14 protein-coding genes and 6 tRNA genes are annotated in these 16,132 nt (G+C 61.7%); 11 read left to right on the top strand and 9 right to left on the bottom strand.

Features of this window, described 5'->3' with window-relative positions; all coding sequences use genetic code 11:
• Window positions 1–113: 113 nt before the first annotated feature.
• The 5 genes from AC6CIG_RS08280 to AC6CIG_RS08260 all read right to left on the bottom strand — a co-directional run bounded on the left by AC6CIG_RS08280 (window position 114) and on the right by AC6CIG_RS08260 (window position 1,792).
• A tRNA-Arg gene (locus tag AC6CIG_RS08280) sits at window positions 114–190 on the bottom strand.
• Window positions 191–207: 17 nt separating this feature from the next.
• Window positions 208–513 carry an ETC complex I subunit gene (locus AC6CIG_RS08275; RefSeq protein WP_003530925.1) on the bottom strand — a complete coding sequence of 102 codons (306 nt, stop codon included), beginning with the start codon at window positions 511–513 and terminating at the stop codon, window positions 208–210.
• 52 nt (window positions 514–565) lie between these two features.
• A tRNA-Pro gene (locus AC6CIG_RS08270) sits at window positions 566–642 on the bottom strand.
• An 80-nt stretch (window positions 643–722) separates the two neighbouring features.
• Window positions 723–1,214, bottom strand: coding sequence for a DUF192 domain-containing protein (locus AC6CIG_RS08265; RefSeq protein ID WP_018095030.1), 492 nt, complete (start codon window positions 1,212–1,214; stop codon window positions 723–725).
• On the bottom strand, window positions 1,214–1,792 hold the full coding sequence (locus AC6CIG_RS08260; RefSeq protein WP_003530922.1) for a cold-shock protein: 579 nt from the start codon (window positions 1,790–1,792) through the stop codon (window positions 1,214–1,216). Before AC6CIG_RS08260 ends, AC6CIG_RS08265 begins: the two co-directional genes overlap by 1 nt.
• Window positions 1,793–1,988: 196 nt before the next feature.
• Between AC6CIG_RS08260 and AC6CIG_RS08255 the strand changes: the two genes are divergently transcribed.
• The 6 genes from AC6CIG_RS08255 to AC6CIG_RS08230 all read left to right on the top strand — a co-directional run bounded on the left by AC6CIG_RS08255 (window position 1,989) and on the right by AC6CIG_RS08230 (window position 5,055).
• Window positions 1,989–2,429: a VOC family protein gene (locus AC6CIG_RS08255; RefSeq protein ID WP_018095031.1), complete on the top strand. Its 441-nt coding sequence runs from the start codon at window positions 1,989–1,991 to the stop codon at window positions 2,427–2,429.
• 391 nt (window positions 2,430–2,820) lie between these two features.
• A complete protein-coding gene (locus tag AC6CIG_RS08250; RefSeq protein ID WP_127709987.1) occupies window positions 2,821–4,134 on the top strand; it encodes a YcbK family protein in 1,314 nt (437 codons plus the stop codon).
• 161 nt (window positions 4,135–4,295) lie between these two features.
• Window positions 4,296–4,371, top strand: a tRNA-Glu gene (locus AC6CIG_RS08245).
• Window positions 4,372–4,589: 218 nt separating this feature from the next.
• Window positions 4,590–4,665, top strand: a tRNA-Glu gene (locus tag AC6CIG_RS08240).
• A 57-nt stretch (window positions 4,666–4,722) separates the two neighbouring features.
• Window positions 4,723–4,797, top strand: a tRNA-Glu gene (locus tag AC6CIG_RS08235).
• Window positions 4,798–4,979: 182 nt separating this feature from the next.
• Window positions 4,980–5,055, top strand: a tRNA-Glu gene (locus AC6CIG_RS08230).
• Between the two features lie 73 nt (window positions 5,056–5,128).
• Here AC6CIG_RS08230 and recJ read toward each other — a convergent pair.
• From recJ to AC6CIG_RS08210, 4 genes are all read right to left on the bottom strand, one after another.
• Window positions 5,129–6,931, bottom strand: a complete 1,803-nt coding sequence (gene recJ / locus AC6CIG_RS08225; RefSeq protein ID WP_018095033.1) for a single-stranded-DNA-specific exonuclease RecJ — start codon at window positions 6,929–6,931, stop codon at window positions 5,129–5,131.
• Between the two features lie 129 nt (window positions 6,932–7,060).
• A complete protein-coding gene (locus AC6CIG_RS08220; RefSeq protein ID WP_437407685.1) occupies window positions 7,061–8,383 on the bottom strand; it encodes a homoserine dehydrogenase in 1,323 nt (440 codons plus the stop codon).
• Between the two features lie 80 nt (window positions 8,384–8,463).
• Window positions 8,464–9,681: an LL-diaminopimelate aminotransferase gene (locus AC6CIG_RS08215; protein WP_010969423.1), complete on the bottom strand. Its 1,218-nt coding sequence runs from the start codon at window positions 9,679–9,681 to the stop codon at window positions 8,464–8,466.
• A 123-nt stretch (window positions 9,682–9,804) separates the two neighbouring features.
• Window positions 9,805–10,110 (bottom strand): hypothetical protein, encoded by a 306-nt coding sequence (locus AC6CIG_RS08210; protein ID WP_018095035.1) that lies wholly within the window; start codon window positions 10,108–10,110, stop codon window positions 9,805–9,807.
• Between the two features lie 211 nt (window positions 10,111–10,321).
• Here AC6CIG_RS08210 and phaC point away from each other — a divergent pair, with 211 nt between their 5' ends.
• The 5 genes from phaC to sthA all read left to right on the top strand — a co-directional run bounded on the left by phaC (window position 10,322) and on the right by sthA (window position 16,095).
• Window positions 10,322–12,157, top strand: coding sequence for a poly(3-hydroxyalkanoate) polymerase subunit PhaC (phaC, locus tag AC6CIG_RS08205; RefSeq protein WP_437407684.1), 1,836 nt, complete (start codon window positions 10,322–10,324; stop codon window positions 12,155–12,157).
• 20 nt (window positions 12,158–12,177) lie between these two features.
• The gene (sfsA, locus tag AC6CIG_RS08200; RefSeq protein WP_018095037.1) at window positions 12,178–12,897 is read left to right on the top strand and encodes a DNA/RNA nuclease SfsA; all 720 of its coding nucleotides are present in this window, start codon (window positions 12,178–12,180) and stop codon (window positions 12,895–12,897) included.
• Between the two features lie 28 nt (window positions 12,898–12,925).
• On the top strand, window positions 12,926–13,765 hold the full coding sequence (map, locus tag AC6CIG_RS08195; RefSeq protein ID WP_003537051.1) for a type I methionyl aminopeptidase: 840 nt from the start codon (window positions 12,926–12,928) through the stop codon (window positions 13,763–13,765).
• Window positions 13,762–14,550, top strand: a complete 789-nt coding sequence (gene radC, locus AC6CIG_RS08190; protein ID WP_437407683.1) for a RadC family protein — start codon at window positions 13,762–13,764, stop codon at window positions 14,548–14,550. Before map ends, radC begins: the two co-directional genes overlap by 4 nt.
• A 141-nt stretch (window positions 14,551–14,691) precedes the next feature.
• The gene (gene sthA / locus AC6CIG_RS08185; RefSeq protein WP_018095039.1) at window positions 14,692–16,095 is read left to right on the top strand and encodes a Si-specific NAD(P)(+) transhydrogenase; all 1,404 of its coding nucleotides are present in this window, start codon (window positions 14,692–14,694) and stop codon (window positions 16,093–16,095) included.
• The last annotated feature ends 37 nt before the right edge of the window (window positions 16,096–16,132 follow it).

Here is a 16,132-nt window from a genome sequence, read left to right as displayed (position 1 = left end):
AGCGGAAAAAAGCGCCAAGGCAGCCTCGGAACGCCTTGCGAACAGAATGCAGGTCGCACCTATGACCCCGACCGGTCGCACCTGAACTAGAATCAATGAGTTAGAAGGTGGTTTGGCGACCCCTGCAGGACTCGAACCTGCGACAACCTGCTTAGAAGGCAGGTGCTCTATCCAGCTGAGCTAAGGGGCCGTCTCAGCACGTGAGCCTCAATGGGTCCAGGGCTGCATCCGGTTGAAACGGAAATTGTCCGAATAGGAAACATTCTTGCGAGCCGCATCCTTGGGCGCGATCACGCGATACTCGATGCCGTTGCGCTCGGCATAGGCGATCGCCTGCTCAGCACTTTCGAAGGTCAGGCGAACCTGCTGCCGGGTGTCGGCGGAACTCGTGTAGCCCATGATCGGGTCGATCGTGCGCGGTCTTTCCTGATCGAACTCCAGCACCCACAGATGCGTCTTGGCCTTGCCGGACTGCATTGCTGTCTTTGCGGGGCGATAGATCTTCGCGGACATTGTTCTTAACAGCTCCCGTTGACCAAGAGATCAATGTTTTCACGTGATTGGATGGTCGGAGTGGAGAGATTCGAACTCCCGACCCTCTGGTCCCAAACCAGATGCGCTACCAGACTGCGCTACACTCCGCACCACGAAGGCGGAGATACACGCTTCGCCCTGCGGCTGCAACAGCAAATTTCGAGGCTGGCGCGGAGCCGGCGGATGCTTCAGTTCGCCCGCTCCGCGGCCGGAAGTCCCGCACCTTCGAGCCTGTCCCCGGGGCTGATGCCGAGTCGCTTCACGGTTCCGGCGTTAAGCTCGAGCACGTAGGCCACCGGTTCCCTGGAATCGATAATGGCTTCGGAATGCGGAACCGCGTTCTCGTGAATGGTACGGATGACGCCGTCACGCGCGATGAAGAGCATGTCGAGCGGCAGATAGGTGTTCTTCATCCACATCATCACCGGCCGCGTCTCGCCGAAATCGAACAGCATGCCGTGATCCGGCGCCATCTGCCGGCGATACATCAGCCCCTGCTCCCGCTGATCCGGTTGGGTCGCGAGCTCGACAGTAAGGTCATGCGTGCGTCCGCTCGCCGTTATCAGCCGCACCCGCTCCTTGGCAAAGGAAACCTCGGCCATGGCCGATGCGACGAGCAGCGACAACAAAAAAAGCGCCGTCAGGGCGCTTCTTGCAGCTATGCCGACGACTCCGGGCATCAGTGCGACCGCGTGGTCGGCGTCGGCCCGTCGGGATGGATCTCCGCAGCCATCAGGCCCTTCTCCCCGTCCCCGAAGCGGCAGAGTACCACTTGGCCGGGCCTCAGCTCCGTCAGGCCAAAGCGGCGCAGCGTTTCCATATGCACGAAAATGTCTTCGGTGCCCTCCCCGCGCGTCAGGAAGCCGAATCCCTTGGTACGGTTGAACCACTTCACGAGCACACGCTCGAGGCCGCTCGTCGGTGTGACTTGAACATGCGTTCTGACCGGTGGCAGCTGGGAGGGGTGAACGGCCGTCGATTGGTCCATCGAGAGGATGCGGAAGGCCTGGTAGCCACGATCCCGCTTCTGAATGAGAGCGACGACCCGGGCACCTTCCAGAACGGTCTGATATCCGTCGCGTCTGAGGCAGGTCACATGCAGCAAAACGTCCTGCATGCCGTTGTCCGGAACGATGAAGCCGAATCCCTTGGCAACGTCGAACCACTTTATGACCCCGGTAATTTCGATGAGATCAAGGGCGTCGTTACCGAATTCGCCATTATGGATGACGTCTTTCGAAGATGTCCTGTCAGCCATTCTCGCAGCCCCTCGTTACGCGCAACACTTCGATACGGTTAACTGATTCTTATGGGCCAGAATAACATCGTCCCGCTGCGCGTGTGCAAGCCCCTCGACATATTTTGACCTGAGACGTTTATAGGCATGCAGCCTTGCGTCTGGCTTGCCGTCGTCCCACTATACGCCATCTTCCACCAAACAGGGATATTCTCCAATGCGGTATCTGCATACGATGGTTCGCGTCAAAGACCTCGACCAGGCTCTTCATTTCTATTGCAAGCTTTTCGGGCTCCAGGAGATCCGCCGATACGACAACGAGAAAGGCCGCTTCACGCTCGTTTTTCTCGCGGCGCCCGGCGATCTCGACCGCGCCAAGGGGGAAGCCGCGCCCTGCCTGGAACTCACCTATAATTGGGATTCCGAGGAATATGCCGGCGGGCGGAATTTCGGCCACCTCGCCTATGAGGTCGACGACATCTACGCGTTCTGCAGGGATCTGATGGACAACGGCGTTACGATCAATCGCCCGCCGCGCGACGGCCATATGGCCTTCGTCCGGTCGCCGGACGGCATCTCGATCGAAATCCTCCAGAAAGGCGAACACCTGCCGGCTCAGGAACCCTGGGCTTCGATGGCCAATACGGGTGTCTGGTAAGCCTCGCACAATTGCCACCGGCTAATCGTCAGCCGTCGCCGGCCCTGCCGAGCGGCGCGGCACCGGTCGGCGCAAGAGGATCAATAGAACAGCGGATGATCTTCGGGCCCGGCTATTGCCGGGCTTTCGCTTATATTTTGCGAAGCTGAAATAGGTTGGTGCAGGTTTACAAAACACGCGGCGTTCATTACCTTGCCGCGCAGACGTTGAAACGGGGCTCTGCTTCGTCGTCACTTGCGGGGATAGCCCTATACTTGCCTGACCTTTCCCGTGGGGAGCCTAGCGCCCTCCGCGTGAAATTGTTGTGCCGTTCCGGAGCGTATTCGGAATCGGAACGTGTTGTGTGCGCGGTGCAAAGCAACCCGCATGCACGGAGAGCGGGGAAAAGGCGTTGCAACATCTGGAACCAGGATACAGTCTCCTGACGATCGGACGCGCCGCAGCATTATCCGTATCGCTTCTGGCACTGGCTGGCTGTGTGTCGGCAGTCGCCGACAATGAGACGATCAGCCCGCTCAATTCCCAACAGGTGGCGGAAGCAGCGCCGGGTGCATCCGAGGGGACGATGCAGGATGAGCAAGTAGCTGGTGCCGGCGCGACGGCGCAGGTGCCCGACGGTGAAGCGGGCCACAACAGCGCCGCCATGCAGCCCGGTCTGGCCATGCAGGGCACTGCGCTGCGCGCGACAACATCGAGCATCTACGGGCAATCGCCCGCAGGACCGTCCGCCGAGGCGCGGCCGGCCCCAAGCAGCCAGCCGACGGCAGCACCGTCGGCCGTCGCATCGCCGACGATGAATGCCAAGGCCAATAGTCTCTTCAGCAACGGACAGTCCGAGGCTCAACCGGTAATTCAACCGCAACAGGGCGCGGCAGGCGAAGCTCCCGCGGCAAACGAAGCGATTGCTGCGGCAACTCCGGCAGCCACCGGCGAAAGCGATACGCCCGCGGCCGTTCCGTTGCCTTTGAGCGCGCAGGCCGCATTATCAGGTGCGACGGCAGCGGCCCTGCAGCCGGTCGAAGTCGCCTCGCGGACGCCGGCGGATGCCACCCAGCCGGCGGGCTCCGACCACGGTGAGAAAGAGACTCAAGAGACGAAGAAGACCTGGACCCTCGCAAGCCTGTTTGCGCCGAAACGCAGGGAAAAGCCGCGGGCCGAATCGACACGCGCTGTGCCGGCAGGCGAGAAGAAAACGATTACCGCAAGCAATGCAGGACAGCCGCGGGTCGCTTCCCTCGCCTATACGTCACTGCCCGGCGTCAACATGAACCCGCTTTTCAGCATGGAACACGAAGCGCACGAGGCTGACGAGGACGACGCGCCCGTGGAAGTGGCGAACCTCTCGGGCCTTGCCCGACTCACGCCGAGCGGCCTCATCCTGCAAACGGAGAAGGTGGAAACGGGCTGTTTCAAACCGCAGCTTCTCGACATCCTGAAGACGGTCGAAGGTCATTACGGCCGCAAAGTCATGGTCACCTCGGGCCTGCGCGCCATCAAGGTCAACCGCAAGCGCCAGTCCCTTCATACGCGCTGCGAGGCGGCGGACATCCAGGTGGCGGGCGTCAGCAAGTGGGAGCTCGCGAATTTCCTGCGCAACGTTCCCGGCCGGGGCGGCGTCGGCACCTACTGCCATACCAACTCCGTCCATATCGACATCGGTCCCCAGCGCGACTGGAACTGGCGCTGTCGCCGTCGCAAAGGCTGATCGGCGATCGCTCCCTGTTAACAAGGCCCATCGTGATCAGCGGTGATTTTTCCCAGAAAAAATGAAAACTGCCACTTGCGGGAATCCGAAGCCCTCTCTATAAGCCGCCTCGTCTTACAGCGACTTGCGTCTTTTCAGAGGCACAAAGGTTGCTGCAGCAGGCGCCCATCGTCTAGCGGTCTAGGACGCCGCCCTTTCACGGCGGAAACACGGGTTCGATTCCCGTTGGGCGTGCCATTTTCTCCTCTTATACTTGTGGATACTTCGTCTTGCGTGTGGATGGGACGTCTTTGCTTTGCGTCACCATAGGGATCGCAGTGACCTGCGCGGATCTCTTGCCGAAAAAGCAAAATAATCGCCTCTGATCACTTGCATGAACCCGATGCCCTCTCTATAAGCCGCCTTGTCTTACAGCGACTTGCGCCTTTTCAGAGGCACCAGGCTTGCTGCAGCAGGCGCCCATCGTCTAGCGGTCTAGGACGCCGCCCTTTCACGGCGGAAACACGGGTTCGATTCCCGTTGGGCGTGCCATTCCACCTCTTTTCTATTTCATGTTTTTCATAGTATGGTGCTGATCGTCACCAGCAGGCGCCCATCGTCTAGCGGTCAGGACGCCGCCCTCTCACGGCGGTAACACGGGTTCGAGTCCCGTTGGGCGTACCATTTCCTCACCTTACGCGCGCATCATTTCGCTTCCGAATAGCGCTTGCGTCTGCTCCCGATCTTTTCCCAGGAAAAATCGAAATTTACCGCCCGCGGTCTCTTGCGAGAATCCGAAGCGCTCTCTATAAGCCGCCTTGTCTTACAGCGCGTGCGCCTTTCAGACGCACAAATCGCTGCAGCAGGCGCCCATCGTCTAGCGGTCTAGGACGCCGCCCTTTCACGGCGGAAACACGGGTTCGATTCCCGTTGGGCGTGCCATTCCTCTTCAAAGTCTCTAGGAAAAGTCCGTAAGTCTCTGATTCGGCTACACCCGTTGGCGCCGCCTCGGCGTTTAATTCGCTTTCGCCGCGTCCGTCACGCGCAGTTGAACCTTGCGTGTCCCCTGCCACAGATCCGCTGACACGGAACCCGCGACATGAACGGTGGCGCCGCGGTTGCCGAGCAGGAAATCGCCGAGCGGCGTCTCCGTCGCGCGAAAGGCAATGCCTTCCATGCGGCTGCCGTCCTGCCCCTCGAGCGTCACCTTCACGTGGTTGGCCCCGACCTGGCGGCTATCGCGCAGTCGATGTTGCGGGAAGGCAAAGAGCGGCTGCGGATGGCCGGAGCCATAAGGTCCCGCCTGGTCGAGAAGATCGACGAGGTCGAGGGTCGCCCCGGCCGCTGCCAGTGCACCATCGACCTTGAGCGTTTGGACCGCGACGAGATCGCGAACGGCAGCTTCGGCGCGCTCTTCGAAGAATTGCCGAAGCTGGCCGAGCTTACCGCGCTCGACCGTCAGCCCGGCGGCCATTGCATGTCCCCCGCCTTTGACCAGCAGGCCATTGTCGACGGCCGCACGGACGAGCCGCCCCATGTCGAAACCGTTGATCGAACGGCCGGATCCGGTTCCGCGGCCGTTCGGATCGAACGCAATCGCAAAAGCCGGCCGGCGGAATTTCTCCTTGATGCGTGCCGCGATGAGGCCGACGATCCCAGGGTGCCAGTTCTGTCGGGCAGTGACGATCACCGACGCGCCCTCGCCCGTTCCGTATTCCGCCAGTACCTCGGCTTCTGCCTCCGCAAGCATCGCCGCCTCCATCGCCTGGCGATCGCGATTGAGTTCATCGAGCTGGGTGGCGATGATTTCCGCCGCCGCGGCATCGTCGAGGGTCAGCAGACGACTGCCGAGCGCGGCGTCGCCGATTCGCCCGCCGGCATTGATCCGCGGGCCAAGCAGGAAGCCGAGATGATAGGGCGTCACGGGTCCGCCGATCGCCGCCTTGCGCAAGAGTGCGGCGAGACCCGCATTGCCCATGTGCCGCGCAGCAAGCAGGCCCTTGACGACATAGGCCCGGTTGAGGCCTTTGAGCGGCACCACGTCGCAGACGGTCGCAAGCGCCACCAGGTCGAGCAGCGACAGGAGGTCGAAGGATGCCGCGCGCGGGTCGCCCCTGAGGCGGAGCACGCGCAATGTATTGACCAGTACAAGATAGACAACGCCCGCCGCGCAGAGATGGCCCTGCCCCGACAGGTCGTCCTCCCGGTTGGGATTCACCAGGGCGTGACACGGCGGCAGCACCGAGCCGACCTGATGGTGGTCGATGACCACGACATCGGTCCTGCGCTCTGCCGCCACCGCCAGGGCTTCATGGCTCGTCGAGCCGCAGTCGACCGTGACGATCAGTTCGGCGCCCCGATCGATCAATTGATCGATCGCCTGCGGGTTCGGACCGTAGCCCTCGAAAATGCGGTCGGGAATATAGATCTCGGCGGTGATATCGAAATGCCGCAGGAAACGCGCCATGAGCGCGGACGAGGCCGCACCATCGACATCGTAATCCCCGAAGATCACCACCTTCTCGCGGCGACGAATGGCATCCGCGAGCCGCTCGGCCGCCTTGCGGCCGTCGGTCAGGGTGTCGGGGTCAGGCATCAGTGCGCGCAACGTGGGCTCGAGGAAGGCCGACGCGTCGTCCAGTCCGACGCCGCGCCCGGCAAGCACGCGCGCGATGAGTTCGGAATAGCCGTGGATCTGACTGATGGCCAGGGCACGGTTCTGGCCCGCCTGATCGAGGCGCGATACCCAGCGCTGACCGCTGACCGAGCGTTCAACGCCGAGAAATGCCCGTTGGATCGGATCCGCCAAAACGTCCATCTGTCTACCCGTCCGAAGTCCCTCCGTTCTTAGCGAAGATTTCGGCACTGAAAAACCGGCGGGGGTGCAGTTCGGCCTGCAAGTCGCCGGTCGCAGCGGCTTCTCAACAGATTTGATGAGGACGCGCGGTCACCAGGCCTTCGGACGCTCGATCCTGATAACCTGCGGCTCGCCCACGAGATAGCCCTCGCCCTTGATCGAGACGATTGCCTTGCGGACGGAAGCCTCTGATGTCGCATGCGTGACGAGGATGATCGTCTTCGGCTCGGCCGGGTCGGCATAGTGCTTGGAATGCTGCATGATCGATTCCAGCGAGATGTCGTTCTCCGCCATGTGCTTCGCCACATTGGCGAAGACGCCCGTGCGGTCGACCACTTTCAACCGGATGAAATAGCCGCCCTCATGGCTCTGCATCCGGGCGCGCTTATAGGGCAACAGCGCCTTCGCCGGACGGCCGAATGCCGGCACGTGCTGCGCGCCGGGTCGGCTCTTGGCGATGTCGGCGATATCGCCGAGCACGGCCGATGCGGTCGCGTCCCCGCCCGCACCCGGGCCGACCATCAGAAGCTCTCCAAGAATGTCGGATTCGATCGCAACCGCATTGGTCACCCCGTCGACCTGCGCGATGACGGTGTCGTGAGGTACCATGGTCGGATGGACGCGCTGCTCTATGCCGCTATCGGTCCGCTGGGCGACTCCGAGAAGCTTGATGCGGTAACCGAGGTCGGAAGCAGCCTGGATATCTTCGATCGAGATGTTGGTGATGCCCTCGAGATAGATGTCGTCGGCAGCAATCGCGGTGCTGAAGGCGAGGCTCGTCAGGATCGAGAGTTTGTGCGCGGTGTCGTTGCCCTCGATGTCGAAGGCCGGATCGGCCTCGGCATAGCCGAGCCGCTGAGCCTCCTTGAGGCATTCCTCGAAGGAGAGACCCTCCCTCTCCATCTTCGTCAGGATGTAATTGCATGTGCCGTTCATGATGCCGTAGACCCGCGAGATCGTGTTGCCGGTCATCGACTCGCGAAGCGCCTTGATGACGGGGATGCCGCCGGCGACCGCAGCTTCGTAATTCAGAAGCGCGCCATGCTTCTCGGCAATTTCCGCCAGTTCGACACCATGTGCTGCCAGAAGCGCCTTATTGGCGGTCACCACATGGACGCCGCGCGTGAGCGCCGCCTTCACGCAAGAATAGGCCGGGTCTCCGGCGCCGCCCATCAGTTCGACAAAGACGTCGATGTCTGCTTCCGACGCCAGGGAAACTGCGTCGTCGAACCAGGCAATGCCCGAAAGCTTCACGCCCCGATCCTTCGCCCGGTCTCTTGCCGCTACGGCCGTAATCTCGATCGCCCTGCCGCATGTGGTCGCCATCGTCTCATGACGATCCTGGAGAATCCGCACGAGCGAGGCACCGACGGTCCCCAAGCCCGCAATGCCGATTTTGAGGGCATCTGCCATAGCAAGTTCCTAACACGTAGAGGCGCCCCGCCAGACCAGGCGGGGCAATTTGGGTGCGGAAACGGGCACAGCCCGGCTCCTTACCGATGTGCGTTGAGCGAGATGACGTTGTGCATCGTCTCGTCCGCCGAAGAAAGGAAGCGCTTGATATTGCGCGCGGCCTGGCGGATCCGGTGTTCGTTCTCCACCAGAGCGAGACGAACATAGTCGTCCCCCTGCTCGCCGAAGCCGATGCCCGGAGCAACGGCGACATCCGCTTTCTCGACGAGAAGCTTGGAGAACTCGAGCGAGCCGAGATGGCGGAACTTCTCGGGAATCTTCGCCCAGGCGAACATCGTCGCCGGCGGCGGCGGAACCTCGAAACCGGCCTTGCCGAAGCTTTCCACCATGACGTCGCGGCGCCGCTTGTAGATGGCGCGCACCTCGGCGATATCGCTGCCGTCACCATTCAGTGCCTGCGTTGCAGCTACCTGAATCGGGGTGAATGCGCCATAGTCCAGATAGGACTTCACGCGCGTCAGCGCCGCGATCAGTCGCTCGTTGCCGACGGCGAAGCCCATGCGCCAGCCGGGCATGGAGAAGGTCTTCGACATCGACGTGAATTCGACGGTCACATCGGTTGCACCCGGCACTTCCAGAACCGAAGGCGGCGGTGCGTCGTCGAAGTAGATTTCCGAATAGGCGAGATCCGACAGCACGATGATGTCGTGCTTCTTCGCGAAGGCGATGACATCCTTGTAGAAATCGAGCGTTGCGACCTGCGCCGTCGGATTGGACGGGTAGTTGAGGATCAGCGCCAGCGGCTTCGGGATCGAGTGCCGGACCGCACGCTCGAGCGGCGGAAAGAAGCTCTCGTCCGGCTCGACCGAAATCGAGCGGATGACGCCGCCTGCCATCAGGAATCCGAAGGCGTGGATCGGATAGGTCGGATTCGGGCAGAGGACGACGTCGCCGGGTGCGGTAATGGCCTGCGCCATGTTGGCGAAGCCTTCCTTGGAGCCGAGGGTCGCGACGACCTGCGTCTCGGGATTGAGCTTGACGCCGAAGCGGCGTGCATAATAGGCGGCCTGCGCACGGCGCAGCCCGGGAATGCCCTTGGATGACGAATAACGATGCGTCCGCGGGTCCTGGACGACTTCGCACAGCTTGTCCACGATTGACTGCGGGGTCGGAAGATCCGGATTGCCCATGCCGAGGTCGATGATGTCAGCACCGGCCGCTCGCGCGCTCGCTTTCAAACGGTTGACCTGTTCGAAAACGTAGGGCGGCAAACGCCGGACTTTATGAAACTCTTCCATCTCCAGACCTCATTTGGCGCGCGTCTTTGCAGCCCTTGGGCTCTTCGCTCGACATGCGCGGGGTGAACGGCCGCCATCGCGGCCATTCAACGCTTTGCGGCCAAAACACGAGAAAGGCAAGCGCTAATTCTCGATCTGTTTCAGCGTGTCGGCACCGTGCTGCTCGGCCAGAAGCTGCAATTCCTTCAGGCGACGCCGGTACTCGGCTTCTGAGATCGCGCCGGACCGGCGCTGCCCGGCAAGTGCGGTCAACTGCCCCTGCATGTTCAGCGCCTCCTCATTGGTCATCTGCTGCATGGCGGCGGGCTTTTGACCGTAAACCGAAGGATAGGTGGCAAGGTCCGCCGTCGAATTGCAGCCCGCGAGCACGCCTGCGAGAATCAGTGCGGACATCCAAGAAAGCGAACGCTGTTTTCCGACGGCAAGCATGCTGGCGATGACCTCTGTTTCTGCGGCGCAACGATGCGCTACAGCGCCGCGCGTCTCCCGGGACGCACAAAGGTCGCTGTAGCACTTTGATCTGCTGCATGTTTTTGTCCTTCGACCGGCTACGATCACGGGAACATGCAGTAGCCCTTGTAATCATTTTCGGGCAGAATGTAAAAATACAAAACAAACAAGATGCTGTGGAGGACGCCGGGTGACAGCAGAGAAGGCTGAGGGCGCTACGGGCTTTGCCGGCTTCGACCCGAAATCTGTCGAGCCCTACATCGTCAAGGATCCCGAAAGCCTGGCCATCAACATGGCTCGTGCGGCAGAGCAGCTCGGAAAAGCCGCTTCGGCATGGCTCGCCCCGCGCGAAGCGGGCGAGAAGACGGATAGTTTCGCCGAGCCCGTCTCCGACATGGTCAAGACGCTTTCCAAGGTCTCGGAATACTGGCTCTCCGACCCTCGGCGAACACTCGAAGCCCAGACTCATCTTCTCGGCAGCTTCTTCGATATGTGGTCGCGGACGCTCCACCGCATGGCCGGCGAGGCCGTGGAGGACCCGGCCAACCTTCAGCGCAACGACAAGCGCTTCGCCGACGAAGACTGGGTGAAGAATCCGTTTTTCGACTTCATCCGCCAGGCCTATTTCGTCACCTCAGACTGGGCGGAGCGCATGGTCAAGGACGCCGAGGGCCTTGACGATCATACCCGCCACAAGGCGGCCTTCTACGTTCGCCAGATTGCCAGCGCGCTTTCCCCGACCAACTTCATCACGACCAATCCGCAGCTCTATCGCGAAACGGTGGCTTCGAGCGGCGCCAATCTCGTGAAAGGCATGCAGATGTTGGCGGAAGACATAGCCGCCGGGCGCGGCGAGCTTCGGCTCCGCCAGACGGACACCAGCAAGTTCGCCATCGGAGAGAACATCGCGATCACTCCGGGCAAGGTGATCGCGCAGAACGATGTCTGCCAGGTGCTGCAATACGAGGCGAGCACCGAGACCGTGCTGAAGCGGCCGTTGCTCATTTGCCCGCCCTGGATCAACAAATTCTACGTGCTGGACCTCAACCCGGAGAAGTCCTTCATCAAATGGGCGGTCGACCAGGGCCACACGGTCTTCGTCATCTCCTGGGTAAACCCGGACGAACGCCATGCCTCCAAGGATTGGGAAGCCTATGCACGCGAAGGCATAGGCTTCGCGCTTGATATTATCGAACAGGCAACCGGCGAGCGCGAAGTCAATTCCATCGGCTATTGCGTCGGCGGGACGCTGCTCGCCGCCACCCTGGCGCTCCATGCCGCGGAAGGCGACGACCGCATTCGCTCCGCGACGCTCTTCACCACGCAAGTGGATTTCACCCACGCCGGCGATCTCAAGGTCTTCGTGGACGACGACCAGATCCGCCACCTCGAAGCCAATATGAGCGCCACCGGCTACCTCGAAGGCTCGAAGATGGCGTCTGCCTTCAACATGCTCCGGGCTTCGGAACTGATCTGGCCCTATTTCGTCAACAATTACCTCAAGGGCCAGGATCCCCTGCCGTTCGACCTGCTTTACTGGAACTCCGATTCAACGCGAATGCCCGCGGCCAACCACTCTTTCTATCTGCGCAACTGCTATCTCGAGAACAGGCTCTCCAAGGGCGAGATGGTGCTTGCCGGCCGCCGCGTCTCGCTCAGCGACGTAAAGATTCCGATCTACAATCTCGCGACGAAAGAGGACCACATCGCGCCGGCAAAGTCGGTTTTCCTCGGCAGCAGCAGCTTCGGCGGCAAGGTGACCTTCGTGCTCTCCGGCTCCGGGCACATCGCCGGTGTCGTCAACCCTCCTGCCCGAAGCAAGTATCAATACTGGACGGGAGGCGCGCCGAAGGGCGACTTCGAGACCTGGATGGGTAAGGCGAAGGAAACGGCCGGGTCGTGGTGGCCGCATTGGCAGGGCTGGGTCGAACGGCTCGACAAACGCAGGATCCCGGCGCGCAAGGCCGGAGGTCCGCTCAATTCCATCGAAGAAGCGCCCGGCTCCTACGTGCGCGTGCGCGCCTGACCGCAGAGAGTGCAATCCCCTTGAATTTCCCTCGCCCGCTCGTCCCTGCGACGCTTGTGCAGCGTTACAAACGCTTCCTGTTCGACGCTATTCTGGCCGATGGAACGGCAATCACGGGTTCATGCCCGAATACCGGCTCGATGCGTGGCCTGACCACACCGGGCTCGCCGGTCTGGCTCTCGGAACACGACAGTCCGACACGCAAGTATCGCCACATGCTGGAGATCGTCGAGGCGGACGGCACGCTGGTCGGCATCAACACCGGATTGCCGAACCGGATCGCCGAAGAGGCGATCATGGCCGGACAGGTGGGCGATCTTCACACCTACGGCACGCTCCGGCGCGAGCAGAGATACGGCCGCAACTCCAGGATAGATATTCTGCTCAGTGATGCGGAAAAGGGCCTCGCCTATGTCGAGGTGAAGAACGTCCATTTCAGCCGCGTCCGCGGTCTCGCCGAATTCCCGGACAGCCCGACCCAACGCGGTGCGAAACATCTCGAGGAACTGGGCGATATGGTCGAGGCGGGACACCGCGCGATCATGCTCTATCTTATCCAGAGAGGCGATTGCAGTCGCTTCCGCATATGCCGTGAGCTCGACCCGGTCTATGCTCGTGCTTTCGAAAGGGCGAGCGCACGCGGCGTCGAGGCCTATGCGGTCAAATGCGCGGTATCGCCGGCGCAAATCCTGGCGGCAGGACCGATCGTAGTGGACGAACCGGTCCCTGCTGTTTTATGAAAATCGCCTGAAACAACGGAAATCTGGAATGGTAACTTACATCGAGGCCGACGCGGCTCCCTACAAGAACACCGGTGTCATTCGACTTTACGGGCCGGAGGGGTTTGAAGGCATGCGCAAGGCCTGTCAGGTGACCGCACGCTGCCTGGACGAGCTCGTGGCGCGCGTGAGTCCGGGCGTGACCACGGACGAGATCGACCGCTTCGTCTTCGAGTTCGGCATGGACCACGGCGCACTCCCCGCAACCCTCAATTATCGCGGCTACACCAAATCCTCCTGCACCTCGATCAATCACGTGGTCTGTCACGGCATCCCCAACGACAAGCCGCTGCGCGAAGGGGACATCGTCAACATCGACGTGACCTATGTGGTCGATGGGTGGCACGGCGATTCAAGCCGGATGTATCCCGTCGGCGAGATAAAGCGTGCCGCCGAGCGCCTGCTGGACGTAACGCATGAATGCCTGATGCGCGGAATAGCGGCGGTCCGCCCGGGCGCGCGCACGGGGGCAATCGGCGAGGCGATCCAAGCCTATGCGGAAGCCGAGCGTTGTTCGGTGGTTCGCGACTTCTGCGGTCACGGCGTCGGCCGGCTCTTTCACGACGCGCCCAATATCCTTCACTATGGCAGCGCCAATGACGGGCCGGAGCTCAAGGAAGGCATGATCTTCACGATCGAACCGATGATCAATCTTGGCCGCCCGCATGTGAAGGTCCTCTCGGACGGATGGACGGCGGTTACGCGCGATCGGTCCCTGTCGGCCCAATACGAACACACGGTGGGCGTGACGGCGGACGGCTGCGAGATATTCACGCTCTCACCGGCCGGCCTCTTCAAGCCCGGCATTCACGTCGCGGGCGACGCGTGACGAAGACCCCGCCCGCCGAACCCGACGACCTTTTCGACGCCGTGGACGAACGCCGGTTTTTCCCGCAGAAGCCGACCCGCGAGAGCCACGCAACCGCGCCGGCGCCGGCAACCGATACGCACTACCACGGCCATCGGGACCGCCTGAGAGCCCGCTACCGCGAACACGGTGATGCGGCGCTGGCGGATTACGAACTCCTCGAGCTCATCCTCTTCCGCCTCATACCCCGCCGCGATACCAAGCCCATCGCCAAGGCGCTGCTCGATCGCTTCGGCACGCTGGCGGCCGTCTTCGGCGCTCCCTTGCACCTCCTTCAGGAAGTCAAAGGCGTCGGAGAGTCCGTCGCGCTCGATCTCAAGCTCGTCGCGACCGCCAGCCACCGCATGCTCAGGAGCGAATTGCGCAACAAACAGGTTCTGTCCTCCTGGAGCGCCGTGATCGACTATTGCCACGCGGCGATGGCGCATGAGACGAAGGAGCAGTTCCGCATCCTTTTCCTCGACAAGCGCAACACGCTGATCGCCGACGAGGTTCAGCAGCAAGGAACGATCGACCACACGCCCGTATATCCCCGCGAGGTGGTCAGGCGCGCTTTAGAACTTTCCGCTACCGCCTTGATTTTGGTGCACAACCATCCCTCCGGCGACCCGACGCCGTCACGCGCCGACATCGACATGACCAAGCTCATCGCCGAAGCCGCCAAGCCGCTCGGCATCGCGCTTCACGATCACGTCATCATCGGCAAAGACGGCCACGTCAGCCTCAAAGGGCTTCGATTGTTCTGATGGAAAATATGCAGCAGACGCATCCAGAACAGGGCGCTGCGGCATTGCACGTCATCAAACGGTGCGATTGACGATATAGCTGTGCCTGCGCGAAAGATACCGCATCGCACAACGATTCTCACGCGAGCAGGGGAAGCGTTCATGAACCAGTACGATCTCATCGTTGTCGGCAGTGGTCCGGCCGGGCGCAGGGGCGCCATCCAGGCCGCGAAGCTTGGCAAGAAGGTGCTCGTCATCGAACAGGGAAAACGGGTCGGTGGCGTTTCCGTCCACACCGGTACCATTCCGTCGAAAACGCTGCGTGAAACGGCGCTCAACCTGACCGGCTGGCGCGAGCGCGGCTTCTACGGCCGCTCCTATCGGGTCAAGCAGGAGATCAGCGCCGAAGATCTGCGCCGTCGTCTGATCATAACGCTCAACCACGAGGTGGAGGTGCTCGAACACCAGTTCGCGCGAAACCGCGTACAGCACATCCGTGGCAGGGCGAGCTTCGTCGGGCCGACGACGCTCGAGATCTCCAAAGATGACGACGAGAGCATGCTCGTTTCCGGCACCAGTATCCTGCTTGCCGTGGGAACGAAGCCCTTTCGGCCTGACTACATGCCTTTCGACGGCAGGACAGTCGTAGACAGTGACGAACTGCTTGACATCCGTGAACTGCCCCGCTCGCTTGTGGTGATCGGCGCCGGCGTCATCGGCATCGAATACGCCACCATCTTCAGCGCCCTCGACATCCAGGTAACGGTCATCGACCCGAAGGCCACCATGCTCGATTTCATCGATCGGGAGATCGTCGAGGACTTCACCTATCAGTTGCGCGACCGCGCGATGAAACTGAATTTGGGCCAGAAGGCGGAGAAAGTGGAGCGGCTCGACAACGGCAAGGTGCTGCTTAGCCTCGACAACGGCCGCAAGATCACGACGGACATGGTGCTTTTCGCGGCCGGCCGGATGGGCGCGACGGATGCGCTCAACCTTCCTGCGGCAGGTCTCGAGGCCGACGCCCGCGGTCGGCTGAAGGTCAATCCGGAAACGTTCCAGACGACCGTTCCGAATATCTACGCCGCCGGCGATGTCGTCGGCTTTCCGAGCCTCGCCTCGACCTCTATGGAACAGGGCCGCATCGCGGCCCGTGTTGCGGTCGGCGCAATCGCCAAGGAGCCGCAGAAATATTTCCCCTACGGCATCTATGCCGTGCCGGAAATATCCACCTGCGGCCTATCCGAGGAAGAGGTCAAAGAGCGCGGAATTCCCTACGAATGCGGCATCGCCCGGTTCCGTGAGACTTCGCGCGGGCACATCATGGGCCTGGATTCGGGACTCTTGAAGATGATCTTCTCGCTTAGGACGAGGCGGCTGCTCGGCGTCCACATCATCGGCGAAGGTGCGACCGAACTCGTCCATATCGGCCAAGCCGTCCTCAACCTGAAGGGCACCGTCGAATATTTCGTCGAGAATACCTTCAACTACCCTACCCTGGCCGAAGCCTACAAGATCGCCGGCCTCGACGCATGGAACCGCATGGGAGAGATCAAGACGGAGTGACGGCGGGACTAAGTCCCTTCTTCCCGTCAAAACGGGG

It is taken from the genome of Sinorhizobium sp. GQ132 (assembly GCF_059758575.1).
The sequence above is the reverse complement of the archived record's forward strand: the minus strand, read 5'-3'. Positions and strand labels throughout refer to the sequence as shown.